We start from the raw sequence: 12341 nt of genomic DNA on the forward strand, positions 1-12341 counted from the left end.
ATGTCGGACGGCTTTTCGCAAAAGCCCCAGCCCAGGATGACCATTCCATGGACCTCTCTGTCTTTCTCGATCCCGCTGCCCTGCTCGCGCTGGTCGGCCTCATCGCGCTCGAACTCGTTCTTGCCGTCGACAACCTGATTTTCATCACCATTCTCACCAGCCGCCTGCCGGAAGCGCAGCAGCCGCTGGGCCGCAAGCTCGGCCTGCTCGGCGCCGTCATCACCCGCGTCATGCTGCTGCTCTCGGCCGCCTGGCTGATCACGCTCACCGCGCCGTGGTTCACGGTCTTCGAGCAGGAAATCTCCGGCCGCGATCTGGTGCTGATCCTCGGCGGTCTGTTCCTGATCTGGAAGGCGACCATGGAAATTCATGAGCGCGTCACGCCGAAGGAGAGCGACGAACTGGGCGAGGCGGGACCCGCGAGCGACGGCAAGCCGGTGCAGAAAAAGTACCCGGCCTTCTGGGCCATCATCGGCCAGATCGCCGTGCTGGACATCGTCTTCTCGCTCGACAGCGTGATCACCGCCATCGGCCTGGCCCGCCAGATCGAAATCATGGTGGCCGCCGTCCTGATCTCGGTTGCCATCATGGTGGCGCTGGCCGAACCGCTGGCCCGTTTCGTGAAGAAGAACCCCAACATCGTCATGCTGGCGCTGTCGTTCCTTGTCATGATCGGCATGGCCCTGGTGGCCGAGGGCTTCGATGTCGAGATCCCGAAGATCATGATCTACGGCGCCATGGCCTTCTCGGTGACGGTCGAGCTGCTCAATATGGCCTCGCGTCGGGCCAAGCTGAGCCAGCCCTTCCGCGATATCCGCAATAACGACAAGGCGGCCGGCGAGTAATCGCCACCCGGCGGCGCCGTTTCGCACCGCCATTCCGCCGCATTCGCCGGGCAGGGTGGCCTCTCAACCGAGGCCACCCTGTTTGTTAGGGCATATTGTCGGGATCGTTAGCACGGGTGTGATCGTTATGCTTGGCCTCGGCCTGATTCGGGCCGGCGCAGATCTGGCCTCTTCCTGCCCTGGTAAGCTCCGATGTCCGTTACCGTTGTGATCAATGCCGAATCCGGCACTGCGCGCCAGTATGGTGCGGCGGCCCTGCGTGACCTGATCCACAAGAGCGTCACGGCGGCCGGCCATCCGGATGTCGATGTGCAGGTGGTGGCGCCGCAACAGCTGCCCAAGGCCTTGATCAGCGCCGCCCAGGGCAGCGCCGAAGTCTGGGTCGGCGGCGGCGACGGCACGTTGCGTTCGGCCGCCGAACTGGCCATGAAGCGCGACATCGTTCTGGGTGTTCTGCCGCTTGGCACCATGAACCTGCTGGCGCGCGACCTCAATATTCCGCTACAGATCGAGCAGGCAGTTGCGGCCATATGCGGTGCGAAGGTTGCCGCCATCGATGTCGGTCGGGTCAACCAGAGCCTCTTCCTCAACAAATCGGCGCTCGGGCTCTATCCCGAAATGGTGGTCGACCGTGAACGGCGTCGTCGCCTGTTCGGTCTTAACAAATGGCCGGCGATGATCCGTTCGGCCTGGCGCGCGGTGAAGCGGCACCGGATGATGGAAATCACCATCGAACACCAAGGCCAGCGTCGCGAGATTCTCTCACCTGCCATCGTGGTCGCGGTCGGGGCCTATGAATTCAATGCCGGCCGTCTGTTCAGCCGCGCCGATCTGCAGAGCGGCGAACTCACCGTCTATGTCAGCCACGAGAAGACCTGGCTCGGCTCGGCCAGTCAGCTGGCCAAGCTGTTTCTCGGCACTCTGGAAAACGATCCGGCTTTGGAAGTGATCAAGGCGCATCACCTGAAGATCGATTTCAGCCGCACCAAGCCGGTGGCCAATGACGGCGAGATCGACATGCTGAAAGGCCCGATCCGCTATGCGGTCGCGCCACAGGCGCTCAAGGTGCGGGTGCCGGTGGAAGAGAAGGCTGACTCCGTCTAGGCTGGCTGTGCCCGCAGGGCGATGGCATGGGTGTCGACGCCCTTGGGCAGCGTGCCGAAGGCATGGCCCCAGTCGCCGCCCAGCCGCGAGGCGCAGAAGGCATCGGCGACGACAGGCGTAGAGTGGCGCACGAGCAGTGCGCCCTGCAGAACCGCCATCATCTTTTCCACCACGCGGCGTGCGCGATGTTCGATCTCGGTCTGGTCGGCGAATTCGGTTTTCAGATCGCTGATTGCCGCATCCAGATGCTTGTCGCTGCCGCGCGCCGGCTTCAGCTCGGCAAAATAGGCCTCCAGCCCATCCGGGCTTTTCTGCAGGGCGCGCAGCACGTCCAGGCACATCACATTGCCTGAACCTTCCCAGATCGAATTGAGCGGGATTTCCTTGTACAGCATGCCGAGCGGGCCCTCGTCGACATAGCCGTTGCCGCCATGCACCTCCATGGCTTCCACCACGGCATTGGGCGCGCGTTTGCAGATCCAGTATTTCACCGCCGGGGTGCAGAGCCGACGGAAGGCGGCTTCGGCCGGATCGCTGTCGGCACGGTCGAAGGCGTGGGCCAGTCTCAAGGCGAGCTGCGTCGCAGCCTCGGATTCAATGGCGAGGTCGGCCACCACATTGGCCATCAGCGGCTGGTCGATCAGGTGGCGTTGGAAAGCGCGCCGATGCGCCACATGGTGCAAGGCTTGCGCGACAGCGCCGCGTAAGAGCCCGGTCGAGCCCAGCGCGCAATCCAGTCGCGTATAGGTGCCCATCTCGATGATGGTCGGCACGCCGCGGCCTTCCTCGCCCAGCAGCCAGCCATGGGCATTGCGGAATTCCACTTCCGACGAGGCATTCGACTTGTTGCCGACCTTGTCCTTCAGGCGCTGGATCAGCACCGGGTTCTTGGTTCCGTCGGGCAGCCAGCGCGGCACGAAGAAGCAGCTTAAGCCCCCCGGCGCCTGGGCCAGCACCAGATGCGCGTCATTCTGCGGGCAGGAGAAAAACCATTTGTGGCCCGTGATGACATATTCGCCGCCCGAACCGCCCCCATTGACGGACTGCGCCACCGTGGAATTGGTGCGTACGTCCGAGCCGCCCTGCTTCTCGGTCATGCCCATGCCGATCAGGGCACCGGTCTTCTGCGCGATCGGTTTGTTGCTGCCGTCATACTGGCGCGAATAGATTTTCGGCAGCCAGGTCTCGGCCAGGGCTGCATCGCGCTTGATCGCCGGCACGCTGCCATAGGTCATGGTGGTCGGGCATTGGCTGCCCGGCTCGATCTGCGCATGCATGATATAGGCAGCGGCGCGGGCGACATGGGCGCCGGGCTTGGGTTCGGCCCAGGGCGCGCTATGCAGGCCCTCGCCGATGATCAGGTCCATGATGCCATGCCAGGCCGGATGGAATTCCACATCGTCGACGCGATGGCCAAAGCGGTCGAACAGCTTGGCCTGGGGCGGGAATTTATGCGCCTGCCGGCCCATCTCGATGGTGGCGGCATCGCCCAGGCGGCTGCCATAGACGGTGAGGCGGTCATGGGCCCAGCCGGCGCCATGCACCTCGGCGGCATTCAGCAGCGCCTTGTCGGTGGTGAAGAGGTTGTAATCCTCCAGCGCCGGCGGCTGGTTCAGGACCTCATGGGTCTCGGCGGCATCGGCTGGCTGCGCGCTCATGGCATGTCTCCCTTTGCAGAGGAGTCTAGCAAGCTGCGGCGGTTTGGGAAGTCTGCCGTTGCGGCAGGGCCGTTCTCAGAAGCGCATCGCCAGGTTGAGCCGGGCCTGGCTGGTATAGGGGTCGGCGATGCCGGCCTCGCTCTGCTGGTTCACCGTATAGCCGGCCATCAGCGTCATCGCCCGGCTGGCCAGGGCCATCGGCGTCCAGTGCATCTGCAGGTCCAGCATCTGCTGGCTGCCGGGTAGTGGCACGGTATTGCCGCGCTGCAGGTCGTATTTCTGTGTCAGGCCAAATTCGTGGTTGGCGGTCAGGTTCAGGCTCTGGCCCAGCGGCACGCCGATCATCAGGCCGAGGATATTGAGATCGCGTTCCTGCAGGGAGGTGGTTTCGTTGCGGCGCTGGCCCGAGACACCAAGCCTGTAGCCGCTCTGGAAATGCTGCGCCAGTGCAATCCGGTGGCGCTGGGTATCGGTGTTGGCCAGGGCATTGCCGGCATAGGCCATCGAATCGTAACCCGACGACAGTGTCAGCGTCAGGTCGCGCGCCAGCGTGGTGGAAATCTGGTTGTCGATGCCAAGGCGCCGGTTGCCGCTGCCGGCCAGATCGCCCCAGTTGATCGCCGCATCCGGATTGACCCGGAAGGTGACGCCATATTCCTCGTAGGCTAGGCCGAACTTGCTGTTGACCGATTTTGCCGGGTCATCGGCGCCGGCTTCGCCTTCGCGCTGACTCACGCCGCTGGTGTTGTCCAGCGCCAGCCCATCGAAGAAGGGCAGGTCATAGGCCGCATTGACCGTGCGTGGCTGCAGCGCGGCAGCATCGCTGGCGATACCGATCTTGTCGCTGTCGCCGGCATAGTCGGAACTGGCCTCGCGGCTGCGGGTCAGCAGGCTGATCTCGTTCGGTCCGAACAAGGGCCGGCGACTGAGCATACGCATGCCGGTCTCGGGGTCGTAGGCCAGCGGCACGATTTCCGGTTCCCCGTCAGCGGCCGCAGACGGCAGTGAAACAGCGGCGTGGCAATAGGCGGGATCGGCAGCGCTGACGAAAACCGGGCAGAGCGGTGGTGCATCCTGGGCGGCAGCCGGCAGGGCTGTCGCGAGTCCGGCGAGGACTGCGAACAGGGCGGCGCGGGATCGGGCGCGGCGAAACACGATATTGGCTTCCCCCGGCATGGTCGGACCAGTGGCAGGACCAGACTGCCACAGAGTCCTTACTGCATCTTTACCGCAGAGGGTGTGGCCGAATTGAGGCAATGCGGGGCCGTTTTTTGCAGCAAACAGCGCAGATGCGGTTTCATGCCGCGCAGCTTGGCCTTAAGCTGCCGCCATGCATCTGCTGTTTCTCTATGGCAAACCGGCGGTCGGCAAGCTCACGGTGGCGCGCGAGCTGGCGGCACTCACCGGCTACCGGCTGTTCCACAACCACCTGACCGTCGATCTGCTGCTGTCGGTGTTCGAATTCGGCAGCGCGCCGTTCGTGGCCCTGCGCGAAGAGATCTGGCTCTCGGTTTTCGCCCGCGCCGGCGTGGAGAAACTGCCGGGCATGATCTTCACCTTCGCGCCGGAAACCACGGTGCAGCCGGATTTCATCGAAAAGGCTGTGGCCACGGTGCAGGCCGGCGGCGGCCGGGTGCAGTTCATTGAGTTGACCTGCCCGACGGAGGAGATCTACCGCCGCATCGACAGCCAGTCGCGCCGCCAGACCGGCAAACTGACCTCGCACGAAGTGTATGAGAAGCTCGACGCGGCCCATGTCTTTGCCACCTCGCATATGCCGAAGGCGGCTGTCAGCGTGGATACAGGCAGGCATACACCGTCGGAGGCGGCGGCGCTGATTGTGAAGGCGCTGGGGCTGAAACGGCTTTGAAGGTGGCGGCGGATCATTCCGCCGCCTGCTTCAGGTCCGCCGCCTTGCCGAAGCCGCCGGCCGAGGGTGTGGAGATGACGAAGACGTCGCCCGGCTGCATCGGTGTCGAGCAGCGGCCTTCCAGTTCGGTCTTCTCGCCCGACGTGCGCTCCACCCACTGGTGGCCTGTCTCGCCATTCGCGCCGCCTTCAAGACCGAAGGGCGGCACGGTGCGGTGCGAGGACAGCAGCGTCGCGGTCATCGGCGTGAGGAAGCGCATGCGGCGAATAGTGCCGTCGCCGCCCTTGTGCCGGCCCTTGCCGCCCGAGCCGCGCCGGATGCGGAAGCTCTCCAGCAGCACGGGGAAGCGGAATTCCAGCACCTCGGGGTCGGTGAGGCGGGCATTGGTCATATGGGTATGCACGGCGTCGCAGCCGTCGAAATCCGCACCGGCGCCGCTGCCGCCGCAGATCGTCTCGTAATACTGGTATTCGTTATTGCCGAAGGTGAAATTGTTCATCGTGCCCTGGGCCGCCGACATCACGCCGAGCGCACCGAAGATGGTGTCGGTGATGCACTGGCTGGTCTCGACATTGCCGGCCACCGTGGCAGCCGGATAGACCGGATCCAGCATCGAGTTCTTCGGGATGATGATCTCCAGCGGTTTCAGGCAGCCGCCGTTCAACGGGATGTCGCTGTCCACCAGGCAGCGGAAGGCATAGAGCACGGCAGCGACGCAGACGGCGGTCGGCGCGTTGTAGTTGGTCGGGTGCACGCCGGATGTGCCGGTGAAGTCGATCTTGGCGGTGCGGTCCTTGTGGTTGACCGTCACCTTCACCTTGATCTCGTAGCCGTCATCCATCGGATAGGTGAATTCGCCGTCCTTGAGGCGACTGATCACCCGGCGCACGGATTCCTCGGCATTGTCCTGCACGTGGTTCATATAGGCACGCACGACGTCGAGGCCGAACTGGTCGACCATCTTGCGCAGCTCCTGCGCGCCCTTCTCGCAGGAGGCGATCTGCGCCTTCAGGTCGGCGATATTCTGCGCCGGATTGCGCGAGGGATACTTGCCGCCCTTGAGCAGCGCCACCATCTCGTCTTCCAGCATGCGGCCGCCATCGACCAGCAGCACGTTGTCGAGCAGAACGCCTTCATCTTCGACGGTGCGGGAATCCGGCGGCATTGAGCCCGGCGTGGTGCCGCCGATATCGGCATGGTGGCCGCGGCTGCCCAGATAGAACAGCACCTCCTGGCCGGCCCTGTCGAACACCGGCGTGATCACGGTGACGTCGGGCAGATGGGTGCCGCCGGCATAGGGCGCGTTCAGCACATAGACATCGCCGGGCTTCATCTGGCCGGCACGCCGGCGCATCACGGTCTTGATGCTTTCCGACATCGAGCCCAGATGCACCGGCATATGCGGCGCATTGGCGATGAGCTCGCCATCCAGGTCGAAGATGGCGCAGGAGAAATCGAGGCGCTCCTTGATATTGACCGAATAGGCGGTCTTCTCCAGCACGCTGCCCATCTGCTCGGCGATCGACATGAACAGGTTGTTGAAGATTTCCAGCATCACCGGATCGACCGAGGTGCCGATCGCCTTGCGCTCGGGCAGGGCCTCGACGCGTTTGAGCACCAGGTCGCGGCGCTCGGTCAGTCTGGCTTGCCAGCCGGGCTCCAGCACGATGGTGCTGGTCGGCTCGATCACGATGGCGGGGCCCTTGATGGTTTCGCCCGGCCGCAGGGTGGCGCGGTCGTAGACCGGCGTGTCGCGCCAGCCGCTGGCCATATAGGCCTTGCGCTTGGCCAGCACCGGGATGGCATCCTGGCTGCGGGGATCGACGATCTGTTCCACCGCATCCGGCGCGCGTTCGCCCTGGCCGACCACTTCGACGGCGACACTGCCGGCGATCAGTGTTTTTTCAGGGCTGATGAAGCCGAAGCGCTGCCGATGCGCGGTTTCAAACGCAGTTTTAATCTCCGTCAGAGAGCCGAACTCGACTTCCAAAGCCGAGTCCGAGCCGCCATAGCGCACATGCAGCTTGCGGATCACCGTGATCTTCTCGGGCGCCACGCCCTGCTTCAGCATTTCGGCGCGCGAATCTTCGCTGAGTGTATCGAGTTCCTGCGACAGGCCGGGCAGGGCGGACTCCTGCAGGGTCACTTCGGCCGACTTTTCCTTCAGCACGCGCTGGTCGGCCAGACCCATGCCATAGGCCGAGAGCACGCCGGCGAGCGGATGCAGCAGCACCTCGGTCATGCCGAGCGCATCGGCCACCAGGCAGGCATGCTGGCCACCGGCGCCGCCGAAGCTGGACAGCACGTATTTGGTCACGTCATAGCCGCGCGCCACCGAGATCTTCTTGATCGCATTGGCCATGTTCTCGACCGCGATGGCGAGAAACCCTTCCGCCATCTCCTCGATGCTGCGGGTGTCGCCGCTCTCGGCCTTCACCTGCGCCTGCAGCGCGGCGAACTTGGTCTTCACCACGGCATCGTCCAGCGGTTGGTCGCCATTGGGGCCGAAGACGGCGGGGAAGAAATCGGGCTGCAGCTTGCCCAGCACCACGTTGCAGTCGGTGACGGCGAGAGGCCCGCCGCGGCGATAGCAGGCCGGACCGGGATTGGCACCGGCGGAATCCGGCCCGACGCGATAGCGGGCGCCGTCGAAATGCAGGATCGAACCGCCACCGGCCGCCACGGTGTTGATCATCATCATCGGCGCACGCATGCGCACGCCGGCCACCATGGTCTCGAAGGCACGCTCGTATTCGCCGGCATAGTGGCTGACGTCGGTCGACGTGCCGCCCATGTCGAAGCCGATCACCTTGGTGAAGCCGGCGCGGGTCGAGGTCTCGACCAGGCCGACGACGCCGCCGGCCGGGCCGGACAGGATGCTGTCCTTACCCTGGAAGAAGTTGGCATCGGCCAGGCCGCCGTTGGACTGCATGAACATCAGGCGCAAAGCGGTGTTGGCGGCATCCAGTTCGCTGCCGACCTGATCCACGTACCGTCGCAGGATGGGGGAGACGTAGGCATCGACGACAGTTGTGTCGCCGCGGCTGACGAATTTGATCAGCGGCGAGACCTGATGGCTGGCCGAGACCTGAGTAAAGCCCAGTTTTTTCGCCAGCGCGGCGATCTTGGCCTCGTGTTCGGTATAGCGGTAGCCGTGCATGAACAGGATCGCGACGCTGCGGATGCCGTCGGCATGGGCGGCCTTCAGGGCTGTTTCTGCGGCGGCGAGATCCAGCGGTGTCTCGATGCTGCCGTCGTTGCGCACGCGCTCGGGGATTTCCACCACGCGCTCATACAGCATCTCGGGAAGCTGGATATGCAGGGCGAAAAGATTCGGACGGGTCTGGTAGCCGATGCGGAGCTGGTCGCCGAAGCCTTCCGAGACCAGCAGCAGTACGCGGTCGCCCTTGCGCTCGAGCAGCGCGTTGGTGGCAACGGTTGTGCCCATCTTCACGGCGGCGATCTTGCCCTTGGGCAGGGCGTCGCCGGCCTTCAGGCCGAGCAGGTCGCGGATGCCCTGCACGGCGGCATCCTTGTAGCGCTCGGGGTTTTCCGACAGCAGCTTATGGGTGACGATGCCGCCATCCGGCTGGCGCCCGACGATGTCGGTGAAGGTGCCGCCGCGGTCGATCCAGAATTCCCACTGGCCGGTCAGGGAGGCAGAGGTCTGGGACTGGGTCATGGCGGCTCCGGAAGCTCAAGGGAAGGCGGCGCTGACGGTGACGAAACGTTGACAATTTGTCAACGTCGGAAGACGGCTACAGGGAGGCGGCGGCGCGGGCAGCCTGGTCGTAGCTGCCCGACAACGCCCGCATCAGGTCGGCCACGCGGGACAGATCACCTTGCGGCTGCCCGATCAGGGCAAAGGCCTGGCCCAGCAGCTGTTCGCGGATTTTACGGTATTCCAGGCAGAGCGCGCGGCCTTTGGGCGTGGTGCTGTAGAAGATTTCCTTGCCGCGCCGGGTGCCGGCGATCAGGCCCAGCCGCACCATCTTCTTCAGGCCGTAATTGACGGTGTGAGAATCTTCCACATTCAGCACCAGACAGAGGTCGGCCAGACGTTTGGGCCGCTCGCGGTGATTGACGCCATGCAGCACCATCACGTCCAGGGCCGCCAGGTCGCCCTGACCAGCCGCTGTCATGCAGCGCACGATCCAGCGGCTGAAGGCATTGCCGGTCATCATCAGGGCGAATTCGAACTCGCTCAGGCCTTCCAGCTTTTCGCTGGCCAGATGCGCCGAGGACACAATCGGCCGCCGTGCCGCCGGCTTTGCTTTGGCCGGCTTTTTCGATGCGGGTATCTTTGCTTTTGCCATGGCCGGTTGCCTGTCTGGGATGCCTCGAAAGCGGGCAGGGATATGGTTCCGCAAACCCCCGCATACCGCCCATGCAGGCAGTGCATGGCCGGGACAGAAAGAACCGTAGCCCGCGACCGGCCGGCTTTGCTAGGGTCCCCGCCCATGAAGCCCCAGCACCTTGCCCTGATGTTGCTGATCTGCGCCATCTGGGGCGGCAATTTTGTCGTCACCAAACTCGCGGTCAACCACTTCCCGCCGGTCCTTTTCACCGCCCTGCGCTTTGGCCTGGTCGCTGTCCTGATGCTGCCCTGGCTGCGCTGGTGTCCCGGCCAGATGCGCAATGTTGTGATTGCCGCCCTGTGCATGGGAACCCTGCATTTCGTGCTGATCATCATCGGCATTGCCAAGGCGGACGACGTCTCGGTGGTGGCGGTAGTGACCCAGTTGGGCGTGCCGATTTCGACCCTCATGGCGATCCTGTTCCTCGGCGAGCGGGTGCGCTGGAAACGCAGTCTCGGCATCGCTCTGGCCTTCATTGGTGCAGTTGTCATCAGTTTCGACCCGAAAGTGATGAACTACCAGGTCGCCATCGGCCTGATCCTGGTGGCCGTGATCATCTTCTCGGTCGGCCAGATCATGGTGCGCCGCATACACGACGTGCATACTTTCACCATGCAGGCCTGGGTTGGCATCCTGAGCGCGCCCAGCCTGCTGCTGATTTCCCTGGCGCTGGAAGATGGCCATGTTGAACAGGTTGTGTCGGCCAGCGTCTGGCACTGGAGCGCGATTGTCTATGCCGCGACACTGGTATCCCTGATCGGGCATGGCGGCGCCTACTATCTGTTGCGGCGCTATCCGGTCAGCATCGTCAATCCGGGCTTCACGCTGTCGCCGATCTTCGGCGTGCTGGCCGGCGTGTTTTTCCTCAACGAGCAACTGAGTGGTCGTGTGATTATCGGTTCGGTTATTACCCTTCTGGGTGTTCTGATTGTCGCCATGCGCGAGAGCAAAGCGGCGGATGCGCGGGGCGTGACACCGGAAAAGGTGGCACTGGAAACCAAGGCGGCTGGCGAATGACGCTTCCGTTGATCGACCATCCCTCGCCGAATTTTGACGACCGCAGCGGCCGCCGCCCGGTCGACATGGTCGTGCTGCATTATACCGGCATGCAGACTGCGGCTGCGGCGTTGCAGCGCCTCGCCGACCCGGATGCCAAGGTCAGCGCCCATTACATGATCGATGAAGACGGCACGATTTATCGCCTGGTGCCGGAGGACAAGCGTGCCTGGCATGCCGGCGTGGCCTTCTGGCGCGGCGTGCGCGACGTCAATGCGCGTTCCATCGGCATCGAGCTGGTCAATCCCGGTCACGAATTCGGCTATCGCCAGTTCCCGGTGGAACAGATCGACGCCCTGCTGGCTCTGCTGGCCGATATCGCCACGCGGCATCATGTGATGCCGGGCAATTATGTCGCCCATTCCGATATCGCGCCCAGCCGCAAGGAAGATCCGGGTGAGTTGTTCCCCTGGCACCGCCTGGCGGCGGCCGGCTTTGGCCGTTGGTGGAGCGGCGATTTCCGGGTTGCGGCGAATGCACCGGTCATGGGCCCGGGCGAGCGCAACGGCGCGGTGCTGGAACTGCAGGTGGCGCTCGACCGCATCGGCTATGCCATCGAGGGCAGCGGCATCTACGATCCGCTCACCGAAGCCGCCGTGCGGGCTTTCCAGCGGCACTGGCGCCAGGACAAAGTCGATGGCGTCAGCGACGCAGAAACCACCAGCCTGATCCACCATATCTCGGAACAGGTCACCATGCGGCGCGCCAGCGCCGACCGTGCGGCCAGTTAGGGCGCGCAGCACGCTGATCCGCCCTTTTGCTTGACGCCGTCTCCGTCTGGGCCTACCTCTGCGCCCGGTGCCAGACGGCTGGACGGCCGCGGCGTGTCAAAGCGTCGAGGAAAGTCCGGGCTCCACGGAAACACGGTGCCGGGTAACGCCCGGCGGGGGCGACCCCAGGGACAGTGCCACAGAGAGCAGACCGCCATCACGCGCCAATCTTTTCGGGTTGGAGCCTGATGGTAAGGGTGAAAGGGTGCGGTAAGAGCGCACCGCGCGACCGGTAACGGAAGCGGCACGGCAAACCCCACCGGGAGCAAGACCAAATAGGGATGGCGGCAGGCGCAAGTCTGCAGGACTGTTTTCGGTCCGCTATCCGGGTCGGTCGCGCGAGGTGTCCGGTAACGGGCATCCCAGAGGAATGGCCGTCCATCCCACGAAAGTGGGGGGACAGAACCCGGCTTACAGGCCGTCTGGCACCATTCATCCAATTGACAAGCAAAGTATCGCCGTGCAGGTTGCCCGGCGACGGTGCCCGCAAGGGCCTAACTGGGAACGCGGTTTAATGCCGTGGCTGCCCCTGCAACTGTAAGCGGAGAGTCTTTCGTCACAGAGCCACTGGGGCCGCACGGTCCTGGGAAGGCGGCGAAAGACAGCGACCCGCGAGCCAGGAGACCTGCCGTCATCCGTGGTCACACGCGATCACATCGGGCAGGGTGTTCCGGTGGGTA

At 64.3% G+C, this 12341-nt stretch carries 9 protein-coding genes, 1 other RNA gene and 1 riboswitch; of the genes, 6 read left to right on the forward strand and 4 right to left on the reverse strand.

All coding sequences use genetic code 11. The features are described from left to right. The first annotated feature begins 47 nt into the window (after positions 1-47). Together AC1ROT_RS17455 and AC1ROT_RS17460 are read left to right on the forward strand one after the other, a co-directional pair. Complete coding sequence (locus tag AC1ROT_RS17455) at positions 48-845, forward strand: TerC family protein (protein WP_492971283.1); 798 nt, start codon at positions 48-50, stop codon at positions 843-845. 192 nt (positions 846-1037) lie between these two features. Further along, on the forward strand, positions 1038-1949 hold the full coding sequence (locus AC1ROT_RS17460; protein WP_492971282.1) for a diacylglycerol/lipid kinase family protein: 912 nt from the start codon (positions 1038-1040) through the stop codon (positions 1947-1949). On the opposite strand, the gene AC1ROT_RS17465 is transcribed toward AC1ROT_RS17460, so the two are convergent. Both AC1ROT_RS17465 and AC1ROT_RS17470 read right to left on the reverse strand, forming a co-directional pair. Continuing rightward, positions 1946-3607, reverse strand: coding sequence for an isovaleryl-CoA dehydrogenase (locus AC1ROT_RS17465; protein ID WP_493000512.1), 1662 nt, complete (start codon positions 3605-3607; stop codon positions 1946-1948). The genes AC1ROT_RS17460 and AC1ROT_RS17465 overlap by 4 nt on opposite strands. 75 nt (positions 3608-3682) lie before the next feature. Then, positions 3683-4762, reverse strand: a complete 1080-nt coding sequence (locus AC1ROT_RS17470) for a hypothetical protein (protein ID WP_493000514.1) — start codon at positions 4760-4762, stop codon at positions 3683-3685. 175 nt (positions 4763-4937) lie between these two features. On the opposite strand from AC1ROT_RS17470, the gene AC1ROT_RS17475 reads away from it, so the two are divergent. Continuing rightward, positions 4938-5477 (forward strand): AAA family ATPase, encoded by a 540-nt coding sequence (locus tag AC1ROT_RS17475; protein WP_493000515.1) that lies wholly within the window; start codon positions 4938-4940, stop codon positions 5475-5477. A 13-nt stretch (positions 5478-5490) separates the two neighbouring features. On the opposite strand, the gene AC1ROT_RS17480 is transcribed toward AC1ROT_RS17475, so the two are convergent. Next, positions 5491-9159, reverse strand: coding sequence for a hydantoinase B/oxoprolinase family protein (locus tag AC1ROT_RS17480; RefSeq protein WP_493000517.1), 3669 nt, complete (start codon positions 9157-9159; stop codon positions 5491-5493). A gap of 76 nt (positions 9160-9235) precedes the next feature. Beyond that, positions 9236-9793: a winged helix DNA-binding protein gene (locus AC1ROT_RS17485; protein WP_492971277.1), complete on the reverse strand. Its 558-nt coding sequence runs from the start codon at positions 9791-9793 to the stop codon at positions 9236-9238. A gap of 144 nt (positions 9794-9937) precedes the next feature. Between AC1ROT_RS17485 and AC1ROT_RS17490 the strand changes: the two genes are divergently transcribed. The 3 genes from AC1ROT_RS17490 (at position 9938) to rnpB (ending at position 12091) form a co-directional block, all read left to right on the forward strand. Continuing rightward, positions 9938-10852, forward strand: a complete 915-nt coding sequence (locus AC1ROT_RS17490) for a DMT family transporter (RefSeq protein WP_492971275.1) — start codon at positions 9938-9940, stop codon at positions 10850-10852. After that, positions 10849-11622: a peptidoglycan recognition protein family protein gene (locus AC1ROT_RS17495; RefSeq protein ID WP_493000519.1), complete on the forward strand. Its 774-nt coding sequence runs from the start codon at positions 10849-10851 to the stop codon at positions 11620-11622. The genes AC1ROT_RS17490 and AC1ROT_RS17495 overlap by 4 nt, the downstream gene beginning before the upstream one ends. A 70-nt stretch (positions 11623-11692) precedes the next feature. Next, positions 11693-12091, forward strand: an RNA gene (gene rnpB, locus AC1ROT_RS17500) — RNase P RNA component class A. 31 nt (positions 12092-12122) lie between these two features. Continuing rightward, positions 12123-12308, forward strand: a riboswitch (cobalamin riboswitch). The last annotated feature ends 33 nt before the right edge of the window (positions 12309-12341 follow it).

The sequence above is a fragment of the Ferrovibrio sp. GW821-FHT12E11 genome (genome assembly GCF_058806975.1).